Consider the following 20,568-nt stretch of genomic DNA (forward strand, 5'->3'; position numbering starts at 1 on the left):
TCGGGTATGCCATATTATTATAGAAGAAACGGAGGAGTAAAAATGGGAATTGGACCTTCAACAAAAGAGACAACACTTCACAATTTCCGGGATCCTCTCCTGGATGTAGTGTCGTCGGACGAAGACTTAGACTTGATGGGGATTCTGATTGTCGGGACACCGCAGGATCAGGAAGACAAGATCCTTGTGGGAACAAGGGCGGCTGTCTGGGCAGAAGGGATGCGCGCGGACGGTGTCATCATCTCGGCGGATGGATGGGGCAACAGTGATGTGGACTTTACCAACACGATAGAACAGCTGGGGAAAAGGGAAATTCCGGTGGTAGGTATCCACTTTACAGGCACAGCGGCACAGTTTGTCGTTACCAATCCGTATATGGATACGATCGTGGATATGAACAAAAATCCAGAAGGTGTGGAAACGAACGTGGTAGGAGAAAATGCTGTGGACAGCATGGACGCCAGAAAAGCAGCGGCCATGCTGAAACTGAAGATGAGAAAGAAATAAGAGGAAAGAAGCTTTGCATCAGCTTTCCTCTCTGGCAGATCGGAAGAAGACAAAGGCGGTATAAATCATGACACAGATAATACCGGCAGTCAGAAGCTGCATTGGCAGCGAGGAGGCGACTTTATATGCGATGTAAACACCTGCAAGCCCAAAAATCGAAATCAATACTGCGGCTTTTCTGTCGTACTTTCCTTCTTTCAGGAATTTGAGACCTGCAGAGGGCATGAGAAACGCGCAGGAACCCATCATAATAGGGAAACATGCCGTGACATTCATACCAAGAGCGCTTACAAGAGCCATGCATGGGGCGTAAAGCCCTACTCCGATTGTCATGAGGGCCCCCAGTACCATATTTCCGAGTGTCCCGATGACAAGGCGTATTCCGTTCAATCCATAGACCAGGTTTTCGGAGATGGCGAAGGAAAGGTCCTCTGCAGGGATGCGGGTTTTTCCTGATTCCTTCAAAACGGAAGCGACATGTGTCAATTCTCTCTCTGTTACGGATGGATCCTGAAAGATGGCTTTTTTCTCCTGTGGGACAATATCTCTGTTCTCCACATAGTGAATCCATTGGTCAGGATTTACGATAGCAATGCCGGAATCGTCAAGATGCGAAACGATCTCACGGGGCGATAGTGTACTTTCGAAAGGACCGATATGAAAGAGCTTCAATGAAAGGATGACGGCCAGGATAAGGAGGGCGGTCCCGAGAGATATCCGTACAATGCGGACCGGCCATTTCGAGACGATGGAAGCACCGAATACAGCGCCGGCTACAGCACCTGCGATGAGGGCGATCAGAGTAACTCCTGAAATTTTGATAAGATTCAGAAAGAGGAGAAACTCCAGTATCGTGGGAAGAGTATGCGCGACATTTAGTGTGCCGGGCATGAGTTCATCCCTGCATGAGCGGGTAAACTTGAAGGCGGACTGGCAGATTGCGAAACTTCCGATCCCCCAAGTGTCGAAGAGATCGCTGACAAAGCCGATGACTGCCAAAGGAAGAGTGCGGCCGGGACGAAAATCTCCCCGGTGTCTCAGACAGTCGCGTACAAAGATAAATGTGAAGATGACTCCGTATAAAAGAATGGCGGACTTCACGAACAGAAGAAGATTCATAGGCTCCTTTCCGGTATAGAAAGCTATACCTGACATGCGATGGAAAACATCGGCAATGATTATCTATTATATATGAAAGAACTGTACGGGAAATGAAAAAGCGGATACATGTTGCATCCGCTTTTTCATTTTGGTATGTCATTGAGAGGTTTTTGACTGTACTGCAGTTTCGAAATATACAAAACTGGGGAATCTCTTAACAAAGAGGATGTATGATTTCAAATTGGAGACGCTGTCCATACTTTGGGGGAATACAGACAGCACTGCAATACAATCTTTAGTACTTTAGTGTACTAATTCGGTAACAATATACCATGCAAAAAACTGGTTGTCAATAGGGAAAATTGAAAAATACCAAAAACAACACAAAATATGGATTGTATGAAAAAAAATACAAAAAAAATACTTGAAAAAAATCATATCATCATATATACTGAAAAAGCTGTGACATGATAGCTGTGAAACGTGAGGTTGCTGCCCGAGAATGGCAGGTTTTCCGCGGAGCGAATGTCAAGTTAGGAAACTGGCGACAAGTCACTGTACGAATCATTAACATCCATTGAAACATGGTAACAACGTGTGGAAGTCTGCGGACACGCACGGGAGAGTGTACAGTCACCGCTTGTCGTACTGAGGTTTGAAAGTACGAAAAGGAGGCGACTTTTTTTATGGCAAGTCAAGTAATGAGAATCACACTGAAGGCATATGATCATCAGCTTGTTGATGCATCTGCCAAAAAAATCATCGAAACTGTAAAGAAAAATGGAGCACAGGTTAGCGGACCGGTACCGCTTCCGACAAAGAAGGAAGTGGTGACAATCTTAAGAGCGGTTCATAAATACAAAGATTCCAGAGAACAGTTCGAACAGAGAACTCATAAAAGACTGATCGATATCATCACACCTACACAGAAGACTGTAGATGCATTATCCAGACTGGAAATGCCGGCAGGTGTATACATCGATATCAAAATGAAACAAAAATAAGAAAGCAGTATTCCTAAAATTTAGGATGAACGGGCGGATGTCCGTTCCGCTGTAAATCACAGGAGGTAAACATAATGAAGAAAGCTATTTTAGCAACAAAAGTCGGAATGACTCAAATCTTCAACGAAGATGGAGTATTAACTCCGGTAACTGTTCTTCAGGCTGGTCCATGTGTTGTAACACAGGTTAAGACAGTTGAGAATGACGGTTACAGCGCTGTTCAGGTTGGTTTTGTTGACAAGAAAGAAAAAATCGTCAACGTTGACAAGAACGGTAAGAAAGAAATTGTTCACAGAAATGGTGTGACAAAAGCAGAAAAAGGACACTTCGACAAAGCAGGAGTATCCGGAAAGAGATTCGTAAAAGAATTTAAATTCGAAAATGCTGAAGAATACACACTTGCACAGGAAATCAAAGCTGATATCTTCGCAGTAGGAGATAAGATTGATGCAACAGCAATCTCCAAAGGTAAAGGATTCCAGGGTGCAATCAAGAGACATAACCAGCACAGAGGACCTATGGCTCACGGTTCCAAATTCCACCGCCATGCAGGTTCCAACGGTGCGGCTTCCGATCCGAGCAAGGTATTCAAAGGAAAGAAAATGCCAGGACACATGGGAAGCAAGAAGATCACAATTCAGAATCTTGAAGTAGTAAGAGTAGATGCAGAAAACAACCTGCTCTTAGTAAAAGGTTCCGTACCAGGACCTAAGAAATCTTTAGTAACAATCAAAGAAACAGTAAAGAGTATTTAGGTTTTGAGAGGAAAGGAGGACCATACAGATGGCAAACGTATCTGTTTACAATATCGAAGGTAAAGAAGTTGGTACAATCGAATTAAACGATGCAGTGTTTGGTGTGGAAGTGAATGAACATCTTCTTCACATGGCGGTTGTACAGCAGCTTGCAAATAAACGTCAGGGAACACAGAAAGCAAAGACACGTTCTGAAGTATCCGGCGGCGGAAGAAAACCGTGGAGACAGAAAGGAACAGGTCATGCAAGACAGGGTTCCACAAGAGCACCGCAGTGGACAGGCGGCGGAGTTGTATTTGCTCCGACACCGAGAGACTACTCTTTCAAATTAAACAAGAAAGAAAAGAGAGCTGCTCTCAAATCTGCTCTTTCATCCAGAGTAGAAGAAAACAAATTTATCGTTGTAGATGCAATGGATTTTGATGAAATCAAAACAAAGAAATTCCAGGGTGTATTGAACAACCTGAACGTATCCAAAGCATTGGTAGTGCTGGAAGACAATAATAAGAATGCAGAAATCTCTGCAAGAAATATCGCTAATGTGAAGACGGCACGTACAAATACGATCAATGCATATGATATCCTGAAATACAACACAGTAATCGCTACGAAAGCTGCTGTTGAGGCGATCGAGGAGGTGTACGCATAATGGCAAACATTCAGTATTATGACGTAATCCTGAAACCAGTGGTTACAGAAAAGAGCATGGGACTTATGGCAGACAAGAAATACACTTTCCTTGTTCATCCGGAAGCAACAAAGTCTCAGATTAAAGAAGCAGTTGAGAAAATGTTCGCTGGAACAAAAGTAAAAAGCGTAAACACAATGAACAACGACGGTAAAACAAGACGCCGCGGAATGACATTTGGAAAGACTGCAAAGACAAAGAAAGCAATCGTTGCACTTACAGAAGAAAGCGCAGAAATTGAAATTTTCCAGGGACTCTAAGATTTAGAGAAGATAAACGGTGCAAATCCGTGAAACGAATAATTAGAAGACGAAAGGAGAAACAGTAATGGGAATTAAAACATACAGCCCATATACACCTTCCAGAAGACAGATGACAGGTTCTGATTTTGCTGAAATCACAAAGACAGTACCGGAAAAGTCACTGTTAGTATCAAAGAAAAGTGTTGCTGGACGTAACAGCCAGGGTAAAATCACAGTAAGACACCGCGGTGGCGGAGTAAAAAGAAAATACAGAGTTATCGACTTTAAGAGAAATAAAGACGGAATTCCGGCAAAAGTTATCGGTATCGAGTACGATCCGAACAGAACAGCAAACATCGCTCTGATCTGCTACGCAGACGGCGAGAAAGCTTACATCCTTGCACCGGCAGGATTAAAAGACGGAATGACAGTAATGAACGGACCGGAAGCAGAAGTAAGAGTAGGAAACTGCCTGCCGCTTTCTGAAATCCCGGTTGGTACACAGATCCACAATATTGAACTGTATCCGGGAAAAGGCGGACAGCTTGTACGTTCAGCCGGAAACAGCGCTCAGTTAATGGCTAAAGAAGGAAAATATGCTACACTTCGTCTTCCTTCAGGCGAAATGAGAATGGTTCCGCTTGTATGCCGCGCATCAGTAGGTGTTGTCGGAAACGGAGAACACAACCTGATCAACATCGGTAAAGCAGGACGTAAACGTCATATGGGTATCAGACCTACAGTCCGCGGTTCCGTAATGAACCCGAACGACCATCCGCACGGTGGTGGTGAAGGTAAGACAGGTATCGGCCGTCCAGGTCCGTGTACACCATGGGGCAAACCGGCACTTGGTCTTAAGACAAGAAAGAAAAACAAAGCGTCTAATAAGCTGATCGTAAGAAGACGTGACGGAAAAGGTATCAAATAAACAGTTTTGAAGGAGGTTAGACCTAATGGCTCGTTCACTTAAAAAAGGACCATTCGCAGATGCGAGTTTACTGAAAAAGGTAGAAGCTATGAACGAAACAGGAGACAAGTCTGTAATTAAGACTTGGTCCCGCCGTTCTACAATTTTCCCGATGATGATCGGTCATACAATTGCAGTTCATGACGGAAGAAAACATGTTCCGGTATATGTTACAGAAGATATGGTTGGACATAAACTCGGAGAGTTTGTTGCAACAAGAACATACAGAGGACATGGAAAAGACGAAAAGAAATCCAGAGTAAGATAATAGACGAGTATTCGAAAGGAGGGTTCATCCATGGCAAAGGGACACAGATCTCAAATTAAGAGAGAAAGAAATGCGAACAAAGACACGAGACCATCTGCTAAATTATCCTATGCAAGAGTTTCTGTTCAGAAAGCATGCTACGTATTAGATGCCATCAGAGGTAAGGATGTAACAACAGCACTTGGAATCTTAACATACAATCCAAGATATGCTTCCAGCTTAATCAAGAAATTATTAGAGTCAGCAATTGCAAACGCTGAAAACAATAACGGTATGTCACCTGAAAACCTTTACATTGCAGAATGCTATGCAAACAAAGGACCTACAATGAAACGAATCAGACCAAGAGCACAGGGAAGAGCTTACAGAATCGAAAAGAGAATGAGCCATATCACAGTTGTGCTTGATGAAAGATAAGGAGGGTAATCATGGGACAGAAAGTAAATCCACATGGCTTGAGAGTCGGCGTGATTAAAGACTGGGATTCCAGATGGTATGCTGAAAAAGATTTCGGCGACAATCTGGTAGAAGACCACAAGATCAGAAAATTTCTTAAAAATAAATTATACAGTGCCGGAATCGCAAAAGTTGAGATCGAAAGAGCATCTGATCGTGTAAAGATCATCGTTTACACAGCAAAACCGGGTGTTGTTATCGGTAAAGGCGGATCTGAGATCGAGAAGGTTAAAGCAGAACTTCAGAAGATGACAGACAAGAAAGTGATCGTGGACATCAAAGAAGTAAAGAGACCAGACAAAGATGCTCAGCTCGTTGCAGAAAACATTGCACTTCAGCTTGAAAATCGTATTTCTTTCAGACGTGCTATGAAATCCTGCATGAGCAGAACAATGAAAGCCGGAGCTCTCGGTGTGAAAACATCTGTATCCGGACGTCTTGGCGGAGCTGATATGGCTCGTACAGAGTTCTACAGCGAAGGAACAATTCCGCTTCAGACACTGCGCGCAGACATTGACTATGGATTCGCTGAAGCAGACACAACTTACGGAAAAGTAGGTGTTAAGGTCTGGGTATACAAAGGCGAAGTTCTTCCAACAAAGGCTAATCAGGAAGGGAGCGATAAATAATGTTAATGCCAAAAAGAGTAAAACGTCGTAAACAGTTCCGTGGCTCCATGAGAGGAAAGGCTTTACGCGGAAATAAGATCACTAACGGTGAATTTGGTCTTGTAGCAACGGAACCGTGCTGGATCCGTTCCAACCAGATTGAAGCTGCCCGTATTGCGATGACACGTTACATCAAACGTGGTGGTAAAGTTTGGATCAAGATCTTCCCAGATAAACCAGTAACTACAAAACCAGCTGAAACGCGTATGGGTTCCGGTAAAGGTACTCTTGAATACTGGGTAGCAGTTGTAAAACCAGGACGTGTTATGTTCGAACTTGCGGGAGTTCCGGAAGAAGTTGCACGTGAAGCGCTGCGTCTTGCAATGCACAAATTACCTTGTAAATGTAAAATCGTTTCTCGCGCAGATTTAGAAGGCGGTGATAACAGTGAAAATTAATGCATTTGTAGAAGATTTAAGAACAAAATCAGTTGCAGAGTTAAATGAAGAATTAGTAGCTGCTAAAAAGGAGCTCTTTAACCTGAGATTCCAGAACGCAACGAATCAGCTTGACAATACAAGCAGAATCAAAGAAGTAAGAAAAAATATTGCCAGAATCCAGACAGTGATCACAGAAATGGCTAAGGCTCAGTAAGGAGGGAATAGATCGTGGAAAGAAACCTGAGAAAAACAAGAGTTGGTAAGGTTGTCAGCAACAAAATGGACAAAACAATCGTCGTTGCAGTTGAAGACCATGTGAAACACCCGCTTTACAACAAGATCGTGAAGAGAACTTACAAACTGAAAGCACATGACGAAAACAACGAATGCAACATTGGAGATAAAGTAAAAGTTATGGAAACAAGACCGCTGTCCAAGGACAAGAGATGGAGACTTGTGGAAGTAATGGAGAAAGTGAGATAATTTCACTAGGAAGCAGAATATAAGGAGGTTACCTGCATGATTCAGCAAGAAAGCAGATTAAAAGTGGCAGATAACACAGGTGCTAAAGAATTACTTTGTATCCGTGTTATGGGCGGTTCTACAAGAAGATATGCGAATATCGGCGACATCATCGTTGCGTCTGTCAAAGATGCAACACCAGGCGGCGTTGTTAAAAAAGGCGATGTTGTAAAGGCCGTAGTTGTTCGTACTGTAAGAGGCGCACGTCGTAAAGATGGTTCTTACATCAAATTCGATGAAAATGCTGCTGTTATTATAAAAGAAGACAAGAACCCAAGAGGAACTCGTATTTTTGGACCAGTAGCAAGAGAGCTTCGTGAGAAACAGTTCATGAAAATCGTATCTCTGGCTCCGGAAGTATTATAAGGAGGTACCTGAGAATGTCAACGATGAAAATTAAAAAGGGCGACACAGTCAAAGTCATCGCCGGAAAAGATAAAGACAAAGAAGGCAAAGTAATTGCTGTTAACAAAAAGGACGGAAAAGTTCTGGTTGAAGGTGTCAACATGCTGACAAAGCACACAAAACCAAGTGCTGCTAATCAGAATGGCGGTATCGTACACCAGGAAGGACCTATTGATGCATCTAACGTAATGTACGTTCATAAAGGAAAAGCTACAAGAGTAGGTTTCAAGATGGACGGAGACAAAAAAGTTCGTTTTGCAAAATCAACAGGCGAAGTTATTGATTAATTCGGGAAAGGAGGTCCATCGCTTTGAGTAGATTAAAAGAACAGTACCAGAATGAAATCGTAGACGCTCTGGTAAAGAAATTTGGATATAAAAACATTATGGAAGTGCCGAAGCTTGACAAAGTTGTTCTCAACATGGGTGTAGGCGAAGCAAAAGACAATGCAAAGCTTCTTGAAGCTGCTATTGCTGATATGGAAAAGATCACAGGACAGAAAGCAGTTGTGACAAGAGCTAAAAATTCTGTAGCGAACTTCAAGATCAGAGAAGGTATGCCGATCGGATGTAAAGTTACATTAAGAGGAGAAAAAATGTACGAGTTCGTTGATCGTCTGATCAACCTTGCACTTCCTCGTGTACGTGACTTCAGAGGGGTAAACCCGAACGCATTTGACGGAAGAGGTAACTACGCTCTTGGAATCAAAGAACAGTTGATTTTCCCTGAAATCGAATATGACAAAGTTGACAAAGTTCGCGGTATGGACGTAATCTTCGTTACAACAGCTAAGACAGACGAAGAAGCTCGTGAATTACTGAAACAGTTCAACATGCCATTCGCAAAGTAGTAAAGGAGGAGAATCATGGCAAAGACATCTATGAAAATCAAACAGCAGCGCAAACAGAAATTCTCTACAAGAGAATATAACCGCTGCAAAATCTGCGGTCGTCCGCATGCATATTTAAGAAAATATGGTATTTGCCGTATCTGCTTCCGTGAATTAGCATATAAAGGAGAAATCCCGGGAGTTAAGAAGGCAAGCTGGTAAGCCACAAATCGGCTTTGCAGAATCCCTTTACAGGGATTCGCGAGGCTTGGGGCTGCTCTCCGACAGATGCCGGAGAACTTCCTTGAAAAAGGATATCCGCAGTCAGTAAATTTTAGAATTAGCATTCCACAAGGAGGAAACTGAAAATGACTATGAGTGATCCAATCGCAGATATGCTTACAAGAATCCGTAATGCAAATACTGCAAAACATGATACAGTAGACGTGCCGGCTTCCAAGATGAAAGTCGCAATCGCAGACATCCTTGCAGATGAAGGATATATTGAAAAATACGATCTCGTTGAAGACGGAAACTTCAAGACGATCAGAATTACATTAAAATACGGCGCAGATAAGAACGAAAAGGTTATCACAGGATTAAAGAGAATTTCCAAACCGGGTCTGCGTGTGTACGCTGGAAAAGAAGATCTTCCGAGAGTACTTGGAGGACTTGGAACAGCAGTTATCTCTACCAACCATGGTGTTGTAACAGATAAAAAAGCAAGAGAACTCGGTGTCGGCGGAGAAGTACTCTGCTTCATTTGGTAGGCCGAAAGCAACTGAAAACAGAGCGGCAAAGACCGCTCCGAAAATTTAAGTTTAGGAGGTATACGTTATGTCACGTATCGGAAGACTTCCGGTTGCAATTCCGGAAGGAGTAACTGTTGAAATCGCAGAAAACAACAAAGTGACTGTAACAGGTCCGAAGGGAACTCTCGTGAGAGAACTTCCTGTAGAAATGGAAATCAAAAAAGAAGACAATACAATCGTGGTAACAAGACCGAACGATTTGAAAAAGATGAAATCTTTACATGGTCTTACAAGAACACTGATTTACAACATGGTGATCGGTGTTACAGAAGGATATCAGAAGGTTCTTGAAGTAAACGGTGTAGGTTACAGAGCTGCAAAAGCTGGAAAGAAACTTACATTAAACCTTGGATATTCTCATCCGGTAGAAATGGAAGATCCGGAAGGCATCGAGACAGTTCTGGAAGGACAGAACAAAATCATTGTTAAAGGTATCAGTAAAGAAAAAGTTGGCCAATACGCAGCTGAAATCAGAGATAAGAGAAGACCGGAACCGTACAAGGGCAAAGGTATCAAGTATGCTGATGAAGTAATCAGACGTAAAGTTGGTAAAACTGGTAAGAAATAAGTAAGGAGAGTGTGAAAATGGTTAGCAAAAAATCAAGAAGCGAAGTTCGTTTAAATAAACATAGAAAATTACGCAACCGTTTCAGCGGTACTGCTGAGAGACCACGTCTTGCTGTATTCAGAAGCAACAATCATATGTATGCTCAGATCATCGATGATACAGTTGGAAACACTCTGGTATCAGCTTCCACTCTTCAGAAAGACGTGAAAGCAGAACTGGAAAAGACCAACAATGTTGAAGCAGCAGCATATCTTGGTACGGTAATTGCAAAGAAAGCCCTGGAAAAAGGTATTACTACAGTTGTCTTTGACAGAGGCGGCTTCATATATCAGGGAAAGATCAAAGCATTAGCTGATGCAGCTAGAGAAGCTGGACTGGAATTCTAGAAGTTGAGGAGGAAAACACAGATGAGACGTAATCATATTGATGCTAGTCAGTTAGAATTGAATGAAAAAGTAGTGTCAATCAAACGTGTAACCAAAGTTGTTAAAGGTGGCCGTCACTTCAGATTCACAGCTTTAGTAGTTGTTGGCGACGGAAAAGGACACGTTGGAGCAGGACTGGGTAAAGCAGCAGAAATCCCGGAAGCAATCCGCAAAGGGAAAGAAGATGCAATGAAGAACCTGATCACTGTTGCTCTTAATAACGAAGAAAGCATCACTCACGATATTTATGGAAAATACGGAAGTGCTACAGTGCTTCTGAAGACAGCACCGGAAGGTACCGGAGTTATCGCCGGAGGTCCGGCGCGTGCCGTAATCGAAATGGCAGGTATCAAAAACATCCGTACAAAATCTTTAGGTTCTAACAACAAACAGAACGTTGTTCTCGCTACACTGAATGGTCTTGCAAATGTAAAGACACCGGAAGATGTGGCAAGACTTCGCGGGAAATCTATCGAAGAGATCGTAGGCTAAGGAGGACGGTTCACATGGCAAATTTGAAAATCACATTAGTGAAATCAACAATCGGTGCCATTCCGAAGCATAAAAAGACAGTTGAAGCATTAGGACTGAAGAAGATGCACAAAACAGTTGTGCTTCCGGATAATGCAGCGACAAGAGGCATGGTACAGCAGATTAGACATTTAGTAAAAGTGGAAGAAGAAGCTTAATTGAAAGATAAGGAGGTGTCATAATGGACTTATCAAATTTAAGACCAGCTGATGGTTCAAAACACAGCGATAATTTCAGAAGAGGCCGTGGTCACGGTTCAGGAAATGGTAAGACTGCCGGAAAAGGACACAAAGGTCAGAAAGCTCGTTCCGGAGCACCAAGACCGGGATTTGAAGGTGGACAGATGCCATTATACAGACGTATTCCGAAGAGAGGTTTCACTTGCAGAAACTCTAAGGAAATCGTAGCTGTTAACTTAAGTGTATTGGAAGCATTCGAAAATGATGCAGTTGTATCTGTTGCAACATTAATCGAAAACGGAATTATTAAGAATCCGAAAGACGGAGTAAAGATTCTTGGAAATGGAGAATTAACCAAAAAACTTACAGTTCAGGCTAATGCTTTCAGCGAAAGCGCAAAGGCTAAAATTGAAGCACTTGGTGGAAAAGCAGAGGTGATCTAATTGCTGCAGACAGTCCGTAGGGCATTTCAGATTGAAGAGATCAGAAAAAGACTGTTCTTCACATTTTTGATGCTGATTGTAGTAAGACTCGGCTCTGAGCTGCCTACACCAGGCGTGGATCCGACATATATCCAGGACTTCTTCGCGAGCCAGACCGGTGATGCATTTAACTTTTTTAATGCATTTACCGGCGGTTCTTTCACGCAGATGTCGGTGTTTGCGCTGAGTATTACTCCTTATATTACATCTTCCATTATTGTCCAGCTTATGACCATCGCGATTCCGAAACTGGAAGAGATGCAGAAAGAGGGAGAAGAAGGAAGAAAGAAAATGACAGCTATTACCCGTTATCTTACGGTTGTGCTGGCATTGGTAGAGTCCACAGCTATGGCAGTAGGATTTGGACGTCAGGGACTTCTGATAGAATTCAACTTTGTGAACGCAGCGGTAGTTGTTCTCACATTGACGGCAGGTTCTACTTTACTGATGTGGATCGGTGAGCGTATCACAGAAAATGGTGTCGGAAACGGTATTTCCATCGTTCTTCTTATCAACATCATTTCTCGTGTGCCAAGCGATTTTATTACCTTATATGAGCAGTTTATCAAAGGGAAAAGCCTTGCCACAGGAGGACTTGCAGCTCTGATTATTTTGGCGGTTCTTCTTGTAGTCGTCGTATTTGTCATCGTCCTTCAGGACGCTGTTAGAAAAATTCCGGTACAGTATTCACAGAAAGTGATCGGAAGAAAGACAATGGGCGGCCAGACGACCAGCATCCCTCTCAAGGTAAATACAGCCGGCGTTATCCCGGTTATCTTCGCATCTTCTCTGATGCAGTTTCCGGTTGTCATCGCTGCCTTTCTTGGAAAAGGCAACGGCGACGGAATTGGAAGCGAGATCCTGAAGGGACTGAGTTCCAACAACTGGTGCAACCCATCCCAGATCCAATATTCATGGGGGCTGCTCGTATATATTCTTTTGACAATATTCTTTGCATATTTCTACACGAGTATTACATTCAATCCGATGGAGATTGCAAACAATATGAAAAAGAGCGGCGGGTTCATCCTCGGTATTCGTCCGGGAAGACCTACTGTAGAATATTTGACAAAGATCCTGAACAACATCATTTTTATCGGTGCCTGCGGACTTGTGATCGTGCAGGTTATCCCGTTTTTCTTTAACGGCGTCTTTGGTGCCAATGTATCTTTCGGAGGAACATCCCTGATTATTATCGTGGGTGTTGTTCTTGAGACGATCAAGAAAGTGGAATCTATGATGCTTGTTCGTAATTACAAAGGATTCTTAAATACCTGATGATTTTAGCTCGCGGAAACCTTTTTCGCGAGTTAAAGTTCTATAAAGAGATATTATGGAGGGACACAAAATGAAAGTGATTATGTTAGGTGCTCCGGGTGCAGGAAAAGGCACACAGGCGAAAAAGATCGCAGCAAAGTATGAGATTCCACATATTTCCACAGGAGATATCTTCCGTGCGAATATCAAGGAAGGGACAGAACTTGGAAAGAAAGCAAAAGAGTATATGGATCAGGGCCTGCTTGTACCGGACGAACTCGTTGTAGACCTCGTAGTTGACCGTGTAAAGCAGGATGACTGCAAAAACGGATATGTTCTGGACGGATTCCCGAGAACGATCCCGCAGGCAGAAGCGCTTGATAAAGCCCTTGCTTCTTTTGGAGATAAGATGGACTATGCCATTGACGTGGAAGTACCGGATGAAAACATCGTAAATCGGATGGGCGGAAGAAGAGCCTGTGTCGGGTGCGGAGCTACATATCATCTTGTGTACGCGGCGCCGAAAGTGGAAAATGTCTGCGATACATGTGGGAAAGAGCTGATTCTCAGGGATGACGACAAACCGGAAACAGTTCAGAAACGTCTCAATGTGTACCACGAACAGACACAGCCGCTTATCGATTACTACAAGAATTCAGGTATTTTAAAAGAAGTTGACGGCACTGTAGATATCGATGATGTGTTCCAGGAAATCGTGAAGATTTTAGGAGAATAGAAATGTCCGTTAAGATCAAATCAGCAAGAGAAATTGAATTGATGACAGAAGCGGGGAGAATACTGGAAAAGGTTCATCAGGAGCTTTCCTGTGCGCTTCACGCTGGCATGACGACCGCTGATATTGATAAGCTTGGGGAGGAAGTCATAAGGAGTTACGGCTGCGTACCTTCCTTCCTGGGTTATAACGGCTATCCGGCTTCCATTTGTGTTTCCATCAATGAAGAAGTAGTCCATGGGATTCCAAGCAGAAACAGGATCATAAAAGACGGCGATATAGTCTCCCTTGATGCGGGAGTGATCTGGAAAGGTTATCATTCCGATGCGGCAAGAACCCATGCAGTGGGGGAGATCCCAAAGGAGACGCAGGAACTGATAGCAAGAACGAGAGAAAGTTTTTTTGAAGGAATCAAATATGCCAGGGAAGGAAACCATCTGTATGACATATCGAAAGCCATCGGAGAGTATGCCCGCCGCTTCGGGTATGGAGTGGTGGAAGAGCTGTGCGGACATGGCATCGGTACGAAACTCCACGAAGATCCGCAGATACCCAATTTCGAGATGCCAAGACGAGGCATAAAGCTGAAGGCAGGCATGACGCTTGCAGTTGAGCCGATGATCAATCTGGGTACGGCAAAAGTAAATTGGCTTTCTGATGGATGGACCGTAGTCACAAAAGACGGAAAGCCGTCGGCGCACTACGAAAACACGATTCTGATCACAGACGGGGAACCGAAGATCCTGACATTGTCTGAAGATTCCGATAAAAAGGAGACAACATGTTAAACTACGAGACCGGGGCACTTGTTAAGTCCCTTGCAGGCCACGATCGGGGAAGACTTTATATTATAATAGAAGAGACAGAGGATTCCCTTTTCCTTACGGACGGAAGGCTTCGCCCGATGGAAAAACCGAAAAGAAAAAAGAAAAAGCATGTGCAGGTAATCTTAAAAAAGATTGAGGATGAGGAATTTACGGATGAGAACATCCGGACATTCATAAAAAAATATCAGAGTGAAATCATGTAATTGTGAAGCAGAAGGAGGAGCAACATGTCAAAGGCTGACGTAATTGAAATTGAGGGAACAGTAGTAGAAAAATTGCCAAATGCGATGTTTCAGGTAGAGCTGGAAAATGGCCACCAGGTGCTGGCGCATATCAGCGGAAAACTTCGTATGAATTTTATCAAGATTTTGCCAGGAGACAAGGTAACACTGGAACTTTCTCCGTATGACCTCTCAAAAGGAAGAATTATTTGGAGAGATAAGTAAAAAAATAAAAAAGTTATTGACTTTCAAAGGCGACAGGGCTATAATATTAAATGCCGTTCGTGGGTGTAGTCTGCGCAGCGGCAGTATCCATTGGAAAGTATCCGGAAAAACAGAACGGTAGTGTGTTTTATCCGGGACGGTTTAGCAGGTATGAAAGGAGGATTTGACATGAAGGTTAGATCATCAGTAAAACCGATTTGCGAAAAATGCAAAGTAATTAAAAGAAAAGGCAGTATCAGAATTATCTGCGAGAATCCAAAACACAAACAGCGCCAGGGTTAATTTGGACTGAATGTAGATTGGAATTGAATTAGGCGGCTGATAGCATGACACGCCAGGAAGTGTGTAGTGCTATTTTAAATATACAAGGACACCTGAGACGAGTGCTCCATGTATATTGCTTCTAATACCGGCGGTCATTAACCGAGAGGTTGCCGGAAAGGGCATATTAGCATACCGGATATGCCTGGGCGTAAATGTATTCCGTCAGATACAGACGCCCCAGTTAAAGACAATATGAAACAGAAAACGATTGAAAATGGAGGAAAACAAGAATGGCTCGTATTGCAGGTGTTGATTTACCAAGAGACAAACGTGTTGAAATCGGTCTGACTTACATCTACGGAATCGGAAGAGTAAGCTCCAACCGTATCTTAAAAGATGCAGGAGTAAATCCGGATACAAGATGCAGAGACCTGACAGATGAAGAAGTAAAGAAGATCAGTGCAGTGATCGATGAGACACAGACAGTAGAAGGTGATCTCAGAAGAGAGATCGCTCTGAACATCAAGAGATTACAGGAAATCGGATGCTACAGAGGAATCCGTCACAGAAAAGGACTCCCGGTTCGTGGACAGAAGACAAAGACAAACGCAAGAACAAGAAAAGGTCCGAAGAGAACAGTGGCAAACAAGAAGAAGTAAGATGATAACTTTCCCCGCTTTGGGGATCAGTACAGAAAACAAGAAAGTAGGTTAGTTTAAATGGCAAAGAAAGTTGCAAAGAAAGTAACAAAAAAACGTGTCAAGAAAAACGTTGAACATGGACAGGCACATATCCAGTCATCTTTCAACAATACAATCGTTACATTGACAGATGCTCAGGGAAATGCTTTATCATGGGCAAGTGCCGGCGGTCTGGGATTTAGAGGTTCAAGGAAATCTACTCCATATGCGGCTCAGATGGCAGCAGAAACTGCAGCAAAGGCAGCATTAGTACATGGTCTGAAATCAGTAGACGTTATGGTAAAGGGACCAGGTTCAGGTAGAGAAGCAGCGATCCGTGCACTTCAGGCATGCGGAATCGATGTAACAAGCATCAAAGATGTAACTCCGGTACCGCACAATGGTTGCCGTCCACCAAAACGCAGAAGAGTCTAATTAGGAGGATAAGAGCATGGCAGTAAATAGAGTTCCAGTTCTGAAAAGATGCCGTTCCCTTGGAATGGATCCGATTTATTTAGGAATTGATAAAAAGTCTAAAAGACAGTTAAAAAGAGCAAACAGAAAGATGAGCGAGTATGGTCTTCAGTTACGTGAAAAACAGAAAGCAAAATTCATCTATGGCGTTCTGGAAAAACCATTCCGCAACTACTACAAAAAAGCAAAACAGATGAGCGGTATGACAGGTACAAACCTGATGGTTCTTCTGGAAACAAGACTTGACAATGTAGTGTTCCGTATGGGACTTGCTAGAACAAGACGTGAAGCAAGACAGATTGTAGACCACAAACATGTGCTTGTAAATGGAAAACAGGTTAATATCCCGTCTTACCTTGTAAAAGCCGGAGATGTGATCGAAATCAAAGAAAAGTGCAAAGGTTCTCAGAGATATAAAGATATCCTTGAAGTGACAGGCGGACGTCTTGTACCGGGATGGCTGGAAATCGACACAGAGAATTTAAAAGGAACAGTAAAAGAGCTTCCGACACGCGATGAAATCGATGTACCGGTTGACGAAATGCTGATCGTCGAATTATATTCTAAATAATAACCCGTAAAACGTGCTAATAGCAGGAGGGAACTTATAGTGTTTGATTTTAATAAACCGAATATCGAAATCACAGAAATGTCAGAAGATAAAAGATATGGAAGATTTGTCGTGGAACCGCTCGAAAGAGGATACGGAACGACATTGGGTAACAGCCTCAGAAGAATTATGCTGTCCTCCCTTCCGGGCGCAGCCATAAGCCAGGTAAAGATCGACGGCGTTCTTCATGAATTTAGTTCCATTCCGGGTGTGAAAGAGGATGTAACCGAGATTATCATGAATCTGAAGGCATTAGCTATTAAAAACTCTTCAGAAACAGATGAACCGAAAACAGCTTATATTGAATTTGAAGGAGAAGGTGTTGTAACAGGCGCTGATATCCAGGTTGATTCCGATATTGAGATCATGAATCCGGATCTGGTAATCGCGACACTCAACGGCGGAACAGACAGTAAGCTTTACATGGAACTGACGATCACAAAAGGCCGCGGTTATGTAAGCTCAGAGAAGAACAAGACTGAAGACCTTCCGATTGGAGTCATTCCGATTGATTCCATTTATACACCGGTAGAGCGCGTAAATCTGACTGTTCAGAACACTCGTGTCGGACAGATCACGGACTACGACAAGCTGACTCTGGATGTATACACAAATGGTACATTACTTCCGGATGAGGCGGTAAGCCTTGCTGCGAAAGTACTGAACGAACATCTGAAACTTTTCATCGACCTGTCAGAAGTAGCACAGGCTGCGGAAGTTATGATCGAAAAAGAAGACGATGAAAAAGAGAAAGTGCTTGAAATGAGCATTGATGAACTTGAACTTTCCGTTCGTTCCTACAATTGCTTGAAGAGAGCCGGAATCAATACAGTGGAAGAACTTACAAACAGAACTCCTGAAGATATGATGAAAGTACGTAACCTGGGACGCAAGTCTCTGGAAGAGGTACTTGCAAAATTGAAAGAACTCGGCCTGGAATTAAGCCAGGGCGAGGAGTAAAACGACTGGCCCTGGCGCTGCCGATTGAACTGCTAATGTTCAAGCGGCTTCCAAAATGGGCGAGGAGTAAAACGACTGGCTCTGGCGCTGCCGATTGAACTGCTAATGTTCAAGCGGCTTCCAAAATGGGCGAGGAGAAGGATGATCTGCCGATAAGACCGAAGATGCGCGGTGGAGCATTTGACTAGTAAGACCGAAGATGCATAATCAGATGTAAAAAATTTGGAGGAAACACAAAATGGCAAAATATAGAAAGCTTGGAAGAAGAAGCGATTTAAGAAAAGCTTTACTGAGAAATCAGGTAACAGCTCTTCTGAATAACGGAAGAATCAGAACAACAGAAGCAAAAGCAAAAGAAATCCGTAAAATTGCAGAAGGACTCATCGCTTTAGCTGTAAAAGAAAAAGACAACTTTGAAGAAGTGACAGTAAAAGCAAAAGTTGCTCGCAAAGACGCAGAAGGAAAGCGCGTAAAAGAAGTTGTTGATGGAAAGAAAGTAACTGTTTACGATGAAGTAGAAAAGAAGATTAAAAAAGATCTTCCATCCAGACTTCACGCACGCCGTCAGATGCTCAAAGTACTCTGCCCGGTAAAAGAAGTGACAGACGGAAAGAAGAGATCTGCAAAAGAAGTAGATCTTGTAAATAAAATGTTTACAGAAATCGCTCCGAAGTATGTTGGACGTAACGGTGGTTACACAAGAATCGTTAAGATCGGACAGCGTAAAGGCGATGCTGCAATGGAAGTATTCATTGAATTAGTATAAGAATGATCAAAAGAGATGCTGTAAGGCATCTCTTTTATTTTGCGCAAGAATGCTCATTTTATGATTCTCTGACATAGAACATGATTTTTGTAATATATTCATTCTCATCACGGGAGGTAATGTAATCGTTGATGCAGAACTCATAGGAGTCTGACAGGATTTCCAGGGAATGAGAGCTGCAGTAATCAAGCAATCTCTCATAGGAGTGGCCTATGGAAAGATAATCTCCGATATGGTAGATACTGGCGCAAAGTCCACCGGGAAGACGCCTGATATTGCTGACATGGTCAGTTTTTTCGATAGGCAAGAATGCCTGTGTGGCTTCCGTGAAACGACCTTCTCTAATGTGATCAAAAGGAACAATCACTCCGCATTGAAAAAAGATGGGGAGCTGCTTTTGAAAAGAGTCTGAAAAGCATTTTTTTGTGGCAATACTGATTTCCCTCAGTGTATATGGTTTATCGACGGCCCGAAAAAGAATATATTGTTCTTCGGTCTTTTCTACAATTACCTTGTTCTCTTTTTCTCCGCATGTTCTTGCAGCTTCCATCTGATCGCAGCGGTGCTGTACTCTGCTCCGGATCAGACGAAGTTCATGTATTTTCTGATCGATAACGGTAAGCTGTTTCCGCAAAGCAAGAAGACTGCTGTCAATGGTATAATGCTGCATATGTTCTTTGATCTCACTCAGGGAAAAGCCAATTTTTTTCATGATCAGAATGGTGTCCAGATAGTCGATTTGGCTGGAACTATAGTACCGATATCCGTTGTTGGGATCCACATAGGCAGGGCGGAACAGACCTATCTTATCATAAAAGATCAAAGTCTGTTTTGATATATTCTGATATTTGGATACTTCGCCGATCGTAAATAAATTATTCATAGTGCACCTCTTGACAATATAGTAACTATATCCTTTATTATACCCTTATAAACCAAAATTACAAGGAGGTTTTATTATGCCTGAAAAAAGGCTGACCAAACTAACACATAAACTGACAGATGGATTATCTTTAAAGAGAGTCGTTTTTATCTTGATAGGAGCCATGATCTGTACTTTTGGAATCCACAATATTCATCAGCAAAGTGGCATTACAGAAGGTGGAGTAATCGGAATGATGCTTCTGACAGAGAACTGGCTTGGTCTTTCGCCGGCTCTGATCACACCGATATTGGATATTTCCTGCTACCTTCTTGCTTTTAAGTATCTGGGCGGAAGATTTATCAAAATATCAGTTGTGTCGACGTTGAGCGTTTCTTTGTTTTACAAAATATGGGAGCTTTTCCCTCCGATGCTTCCGGATCTCTCAGATTTTCCTTTAGCTGCAGCGGTAGGAGGCGGAATTTTTGTGGGAATTGGCGTCGGAATCATCGTCCGTCAGGGAGGATCAAGCGGCGGCGACGATGCGCTGGCCCTTACAATTTCACATGTGACGCACTGGCGTCTATCCCGAGCATATCTCTTTACGGATCTCACGGTATTGGGGCTTTCACTGACGTATATTCCATTGAAAAAAATCATTTTTTCAGTTATTACGGTTACGATCTCGTCTTATCTGATTGATCATGTACAAAATTTTGTGTTTGACAAAAAAAGAAGCTCTACCTGCAAGAAGGAAAATATGGTGTCATAACAGATAGGTATAGTACTATATGGCGCTGAGCATTTCATAAAATGCAAAAGAAAAGCCAATCTATTTACACAAAAAAAAGTTAGAAAAAACATGTTCTTTGGAGAAAATGTGGAAAAAAATTATTTTGT

At 42.7% G+C, this 20,568-nt stretch carries 36 protein-coding genes; 34 read left to right on the forward strand and 2 right to left on the reverse strand.

The window, feature by feature from the left end; genetic code table 11:
- The first annotated feature begins 42 nt into the window (after positions 1-42).
- A complete protein-coding gene (locus FLB61_RS07045; protein WP_087201556.1) occupies positions 43-507 on the forward strand; it encodes a glycine/sarcosine/betaine reductase component B subunit in 465 nt (154 codons plus the stop codon).
- 18 nt (positions 508-525) lie between these two features.
- Here the strand turns inward: FLB61_RS07045 and FLB61_RS07050 are convergent, their stop codons facing one another.
- Positions 526-1,626 carry a sulfite exporter TauE/SafE family protein gene (locus tag FLB61_RS07050; RefSeq protein ID WP_221919767.1) on the reverse strand — a complete coding sequence of 367 codons (1,101 nt, stop codon included), beginning with the start codon at positions 1,624-1,626 and terminating at the stop codon, positions 526-528.
- A 668-nt stretch (positions 1,627-2,294) separates the two neighbouring features.
- On the opposite strand from FLB61_RS07050, the gene rpsJ reads away from it, so the two are divergent.
- The 32 genes from rpsJ (at position 2,295) to FLB61_RS07210 (ending at position 18,806) form a co-directional block, all read left to right on the forward strand.
- Entirely contained in the window at positions 2,295-2,612 is a 318-nt protein-coding gene (gene rpsJ, locus FLB61_RS07055; protein WP_087201560.1) for a 30S ribosomal protein S10, read from the forward strand.
- Positions 2,613-2,686: 74 nt separating this feature from the next.
- Positions 2,687-3,367, forward strand: a complete 681-nt coding sequence (rplC, locus tag FLB61_RS07060; RefSeq protein ID WP_087201562.1) for a 50S ribosomal protein L3 — start codon at positions 2,687-2,689, stop codon at positions 3,365-3,367.
- Positions 3,368-3,395: 28 nt separating this feature from the next.
- The gene (gene rplD, locus FLB61_RS07065) at positions 3,396-4,016 is read left to right on the forward strand and encodes a 50S ribosomal protein L4 (protein ID WP_087201564.1); all 621 of its coding nucleotides are present in this window, start codon (positions 3,396-3,398) and stop codon (positions 4,014-4,016) included.
- Complete coding sequence (gene rplW / locus FLB61_RS07070; protein ID WP_087201566.1) at positions 4,016-4,315, forward strand: 50S ribosomal protein L23; 300 nt, start codon at positions 4,016-4,018, stop codon at positions 4,313-4,315. Before rplD ends, rplW begins: the two co-directional genes overlap by 1 nt.
- 67 nt (positions 4,316-4,382) lie before the next feature.
- Complete coding sequence (rplB, locus tag FLB61_RS07075) at positions 4,383-5,225, forward strand: 50S ribosomal protein L2 (RefSeq protein ID WP_087201568.1); 843 nt, start codon at positions 4,383-4,385, stop codon at positions 5,223-5,225.
- Positions 5,226-5,250: 25 nt separating this feature from the next.
- Complete coding sequence (gene rpsS / locus FLB61_RS07080) at positions 5,251-5,532, forward strand: 30S ribosomal protein S19 (RefSeq protein ID WP_087201570.1); 282 nt, start codon at positions 5,251-5,253, stop codon at positions 5,530-5,532.
- 30 nt (positions 5,533-5,562) lie between these two features.
- Positions 5,563-5,949 (forward strand): 50S ribosomal protein L22, encoded by a 387-nt coding sequence (rplV, locus tag FLB61_RS07085; protein ID WP_087201572.1) that lies wholly within the window; start codon positions 5,563-5,565, stop codon positions 5,947-5,949.
- An 11-nt stretch (positions 5,950-5,960) separates the two neighbouring features.
- Positions 5,961-6,617 (forward strand): 30S ribosomal protein S3, encoded by a 657-nt coding sequence (rpsC, locus tag FLB61_RS07090; RefSeq protein ID WP_087201574.1) that lies wholly within the window; start codon positions 5,961-5,963, stop codon positions 6,615-6,617.
- Positions 6,617-7,054, forward strand: a complete 438-nt coding sequence (rplP, locus tag FLB61_RS07095; protein WP_087201576.1) for a 50S ribosomal protein L16 — start codon at positions 6,617-6,619, stop codon at positions 7,052-7,054. Before rpsC ends, rplP begins: the two co-directional genes overlap by 1 nt.
- Positions 7,044-7,250: a 50S ribosomal protein L29 gene (rpmC, locus tag FLB61_RS07100; protein WP_087201578.1), complete on the forward strand. Its 207-nt coding sequence runs from the start codon at positions 7,044-7,046 to the stop codon at positions 7,248-7,250. Before rplP ends, rpmC begins: the two co-directional genes overlap by 11 nt.
- Before the next feature lie 14 nt (positions 7,251-7,264).
- Positions 7,265-7,519, forward strand: a complete 255-nt coding sequence (rpsQ, locus tag FLB61_RS07105; protein ID WP_442984398.1) for a 30S ribosomal protein S17 — start codon at positions 7,265-7,267, stop codon at positions 7,517-7,519.
- Between the two features lie 36 nt (positions 7,520-7,555).
- Positions 7,556-7,924, forward strand: coding sequence for a 50S ribosomal protein L14 (rplN, locus tag FLB61_RS07110; protein ID WP_087201582.1), 369 nt, complete (start codon positions 7,556-7,558; stop codon positions 7,922-7,924).
- Positions 7,925-7,938: 14 nt separating this feature from the next.
- Entirely contained in the window at positions 7,939-8,250 is a 312-nt protein-coding gene (rplX, locus tag FLB61_RS07115) for a 50S ribosomal protein L24 (RefSeq protein ID WP_087201583.1), read from the forward strand.
- Between the two features lie 23 nt (positions 8,251-8,273).
- On the forward strand, positions 8,274-8,813 hold the full coding sequence (gene rplE / locus FLB61_RS07120; protein ID WP_221919768.1) for a 50S ribosomal protein L5: 540 nt from the start codon (positions 8,274-8,276) through the stop codon (positions 8,811-8,813).
- 15 nt (positions 8,814-8,828) lie between these two features.
- Positions 8,829-9,014 carry a type Z 30S ribosomal protein S14 gene (locus FLB61_RS07125; protein ID WP_087201587.1) on the forward strand — a complete coding sequence of 62 codons (186 nt, stop codon included), beginning with the start codon at positions 8,829-8,831 and terminating at the stop codon, positions 9,012-9,014.
- 146 nt (positions 9,015-9,160) lie between these two features.
- Positions 9,161-9,562: a 30S ribosomal protein S8 gene (rpsH, locus tag FLB61_RS07130; protein WP_087201590.1), complete on the forward strand. Its 402-nt coding sequence runs from the start codon at positions 9,161-9,163 to the stop codon at positions 9,560-9,562.
- Between the two features lie 67 nt (positions 9,563-9,629).
- Entirely contained in the window at positions 9,630-10,172 is a 543-nt protein-coding gene (gene rplF, locus FLB61_RS07135) for a 50S ribosomal protein L6 (protein ID WP_087201592.1), read from the forward strand.
- A gap of 17 nt (positions 10,173-10,189) precedes the next feature.
- Entirely contained in the window at positions 10,190-10,558 is a 369-nt protein-coding gene (gene rplR / locus FLB61_RS07140; protein WP_087201595.1) for a 50S ribosomal protein L18, read from the forward strand.
- A gap of 21 nt (positions 10,559-10,579) precedes the next feature.
- On the forward strand, positions 10,580-11,089 hold the full coding sequence (rpsE, locus tag FLB61_RS07145; protein ID WP_087201596.1) for a 30S ribosomal protein S5: 510 nt from the start codon (positions 10,580-10,582) through the stop codon (positions 11,087-11,089).
- Positions 11,090-11,103: 14 nt separating this feature from the next.
- On the forward strand, positions 11,104-11,286 hold the full coding sequence (rpmD, locus tag FLB61_RS07150; RefSeq protein ID WP_087201597.1) for a 50S ribosomal protein L30: 183 nt from the start codon (positions 11,104-11,106) through the stop codon (positions 11,284-11,286).
- Positions 11,287-11,309: 23 nt separating this feature from the next.
- The gene (gene rplO / locus FLB61_RS07155) at positions 11,310-11,750 is read left to right on the forward strand and encodes a 50S ribosomal protein L15 (RefSeq protein ID WP_087201598.1); all 441 of its coding nucleotides are present in this window, start codon (positions 11,310-11,312) and stop codon (positions 11,748-11,750) included.
- On the forward strand, positions 11,751-13,067 hold the full coding sequence (gene secY, locus FLB61_RS07160) for a preprotein translocase subunit SecY (RefSeq protein WP_221919769.1): 1,317 nt from the start codon (positions 11,751-11,753) through the stop codon (positions 13,065-13,067).
- Between the two features lie 70 nt (positions 13,068-13,137).
- Positions 13,138-13,782 carry an adenylate kinase gene (locus FLB61_RS07165; protein ID WP_087201601.1) on the forward strand — a complete coding sequence of 215 codons (645 nt, stop codon included), beginning with the start codon at positions 13,138-13,140 and terminating at the stop codon, positions 13,780-13,782.
- Positions 13,783-13,784: 2 nt separating this feature from the next.
- The gene (gene map / locus FLB61_RS07170; protein ID WP_087201603.1) at positions 13,785-14,567 is read left to right on the forward strand and encodes a type I methionyl aminopeptidase; all 783 of its coding nucleotides are present in this window, start codon (positions 13,785-13,787) and stop codon (positions 14,565-14,567) included.
- A complete protein-coding gene (locus FLB61_RS07175) occupies positions 14,561-14,809 on the forward strand; it encodes a KOW domain-containing RNA-binding protein (protein ID WP_087209810.1) in 249 nt (82 codons plus the stop codon). Before map ends, FLB61_RS07175 begins: the two co-directional genes overlap by 7 nt.
- A gap of 24 nt (positions 14,810-14,833) precedes the next feature.
- Positions 14,834-15,052, forward strand: coding sequence for a translation initiation factor IF-1 (infA, locus tag FLB61_RS07180; protein ID WP_004607275.1), 219 nt, complete (start codon positions 14,834-14,836; stop codon positions 15,050-15,052).
- A gap of 168 nt (positions 15,053-15,220) precedes the next feature.
- Positions 15,221-15,334, forward strand: coding sequence for a 50S ribosomal protein L36 (gene rpmJ, locus FLB61_RS07185; RefSeq protein WP_003022746.1), 114 nt, complete (start codon positions 15,221-15,223; stop codon positions 15,332-15,334).
- Between the two features lie 272 nt (positions 15,335-15,606).
- Positions 15,607-15,975, forward strand: coding sequence for a 30S ribosomal protein S13 (gene rpsM / locus FLB61_RS07190; RefSeq protein ID WP_087201608.1), 369 nt, complete (start codon positions 15,607-15,609; stop codon positions 15,973-15,975).
- A gap of 60 nt (positions 15,976-16,035) precedes the next feature.
- Complete coding sequence (gene rpsK / locus FLB61_RS07195) at positions 16,036-16,431, forward strand: 30S ribosomal protein S11 (protein ID WP_024731877.1); 396 nt, start codon at positions 16,036-16,038, stop codon at positions 16,429-16,431.
- A gap of 16 nt (positions 16,432-16,447) precedes the next feature.
- Entirely contained in the window at positions 16,448-17,041 is a 594-nt protein-coding gene (gene rpsD, locus FLB61_RS07200; protein WP_087201611.1) for a 30S ribosomal protein S4, read from the forward strand.
- A 39-nt stretch (positions 17,042-17,080) separates the two neighbouring features.
- The gene (locus FLB61_RS07205) at positions 17,081-18,040 is read left to right on the forward strand and encodes a DNA-directed RNA polymerase subunit alpha (protein ID WP_087201614.1); all 960 of its coding nucleotides are present in this window, start codon (positions 17,081-17,083) and stop codon (positions 18,038-18,040) included.
- 238 nt (positions 18,041-18,278) lie between these two features.
- Complete coding sequence (locus FLB61_RS07210) at positions 18,279-18,806, forward strand: bL17 family ribosomal protein (RefSeq protein WP_087201616.1); 528 nt, start codon at positions 18,279-18,281, stop codon at positions 18,804-18,806.
- A gap of 58 nt (positions 18,807-18,864) precedes the next feature.
- Here FLB61_RS07210 and FLB61_RS07215 read toward each other — a convergent pair whose 3' ends face one another.
- On the reverse strand, positions 18,865-19,689 hold the full coding sequence (locus FLB61_RS07215; protein ID WP_221919770.1) for a MerR family transcriptional regulator: 825 nt from the start codon (positions 19,687-19,689) through the stop codon (positions 18,865-18,867).
- A 76-nt stretch (positions 19,690-19,765) separates the two neighbouring features.
- Between FLB61_RS07215 and FLB61_RS07220 the strand changes: the two genes are divergently transcribed.
- Entirely contained in the window at positions 19,766-20,440 is a 675-nt protein-coding gene (locus FLB61_RS07220; protein WP_087201620.1) for a YitT family protein, read from the forward strand.
- Positions 20,441-20,568: the final 128 nt, after the last annotated feature.

It is taken from the genome of Sellimonas caecigallum, assembly GCF_019754295.1.
Taxonomy (GTDB): domain Bacteria; phylum Bacillota; class Clostridia; order Lachnospirales; family Lachnospiraceae; genus Sellimonas; species Sellimonas caecigallum.

Coding starts and splice junctions, on each gene's coding strand:
- FLB61_RS07045 (WP_087201556.1), top strand. CDS start 43: ATGGGAATTGGACCTTCAACAAAAGAGACAACACTTCACAATTTCCGG.
- FLB61_RS07050 (WP_221919767.1), bottom strand. CDS start 1,626: ATGAATCTTCTTCTGTTCGTGAAGTCCGCCATTCTTTTATACGGAGTC.
- rpsJ (WP_087201560.1), top strand. CDS start 2,295: ATGGCAAGTCAAGTAATGAGAATCACACTGAAGGCATATGATCATCAG.
- rplC (WP_087201562.1), top strand. CDS start 2,687: ATGAAGAAAGCTATTTTAGCAACAAAAGTCGGAATGACTCAAATCTTC.
- rplD (WP_087201564.1), top strand. CDS start 3,396: ATGGCAAACGTATCTGTTTACAATATCGAAGGTAAAGAAGTTGGTACA.
- rplW (WP_087201566.1), top strand. CDS start 4,016: ATGGCAAACATTCAGTATTATGACGTAATCCTGAAACCAGTGGTTACA.
- rplB (WP_087201568.1), top strand. CDS start 4,383: ATGGGAATTAAAACATACAGCCCATATACACCTTCCAGAAGACAGATG.
- rpsS (WP_087201570.1), top strand. CDS start 5,251: ATGGCTCGTTCACTTAAAAAAGGACCATTCGCAGATGCGAGTTTACTG.
- rplV (WP_087201572.1), top strand. CDS start 5,563: ATGGCAAAGGGACACAGATCTCAAATTAAGAGAGAAAGAAATGCGAAC.
- rpsC (WP_087201574.1), top strand. CDS start 5,961: ATGGGACAGAAAGTAAATCCACATGGCTTGAGAGTCGGCGTGATTAAA.
- rplP (WP_087201576.1), top strand. CDS start 6,617: ATGTTAATGCCAAAAAGAGTAAAACGTCGTAAACAGTTCCGTGGCTCC.
- rplN (WP_087201582.1), top strand. CDS start 7,556: ATGATTCAGCAAGAAAGCAGATTAAAAGTGGCAGATAACACAGGTGCT.
- rplX (WP_087201583.1), top strand. CDS start 7,939: ATGTCAACGATGAAAATTAAAAAGGGCGACACAGTCAAAGTCATCGCC.
- FLB61_RS07125 (WP_087201587.1), top strand. CDS start 8,829: ATGGCAAAGACATCTATGAAAATCAAACAGCAGCGCAAACAGAAATTC.
- rpsH (WP_087201590.1), top strand. CDS start 9,161: ATGACTATGAGTGATCCAATCGCAGATATGCTTACAAGAATCCGTAAT.
- rplF (WP_087201592.1), top strand. CDS start 9,630: ATGTCACGTATCGGAAGACTTCCGGTTGCAATTCCGGAAGGAGTAACT.
- rplR (WP_087201595.1), top strand. CDS start 10,190: ATGGTTAGCAAAAAATCAAGAAGCGAAGTTCGTTTAAATAAACATAGA.
- rpsE (WP_087201596.1), top strand. CDS start 10,580: ATGAGACGTAATCATATTGATGCTAGTCAGTTAGAATTGAATGAAAAA.
- rpmD (WP_087201597.1), top strand. CDS start 11,104: ATGGCAAATTTGAAAATCACATTAGTGAAATCAACAATCGGTGCCATT.
- rplO (WP_087201598.1), top strand. CDS start 11,310: ATGGACTTATCAAATTTAAGACCAGCTGATGGTTCAAAACACAGCGAT.
- FLB61_RS07165 (WP_087201601.1), top strand. CDS start 13,138: ATGAAAGTGATTATGTTAGGTGCTCCGGGTGCAGGAAAAGGCACACAG.
- map (WP_087201603.1), top strand. CDS start 13,785: ATGTCCGTTAAGATCAAATCAGCAAGAGAAATTGAATTGATGACAGAA.
- FLB61_RS07175 (WP_087209810.1), top strand. CDS start 14,561: ATGTTAAACTACGAGACCGGGGCACTTGTTAAGTCCCTTGCAGGCCAC.
- infA (WP_004607275.1), top strand. CDS start 14,834: ATGTCAAAGGCTGACGTAATTGAAATTGAGGGAACAGTAGTAGAAAAA.
- rpmJ (WP_003022746.1), top strand. CDS start 15,221: ATGAAGGTTAGATCATCAGTAAAACCGATTTGCGAAAAATGCAAAGTA.
- rpsM (WP_087201608.1), top strand. CDS start 15,607: ATGGCTCGTATTGCAGGTGTTGATTTACCAAGAGACAAACGTGTTGAA.
- rpsK (WP_024731877.1), top strand. CDS start 16,036: ATGGCAAAGAAAGTTGCAAAGAAAGTAACAAAAAAACGTGTCAAGAAA.
- rpsD (WP_087201611.1), top strand. CDS start 16,448: ATGGCAGTAAATAGAGTTCCAGTTCTGAAAAGATGCCGTTCCCTTGGA.
- FLB61_RS07210 (WP_087201616.1), top strand. CDS start 18,279: ATGGCAAAATATAGAAAGCTTGGAAGAAGAAGCGATTTAAGAAAAGCT.
- FLB61_RS07215 (WP_221919770.1), bottom strand. CDS start 19,689: ATGAATAATTTATTTACGATCGGCGAAGTATCCAAATATCAGAATATA.
- FLB61_RS07220 (WP_087201620.1), top strand. CDS start 19,766: ATGCCTGAAAAAAGGCTGACCAAACTAACACATAAACTGACAGATGGA.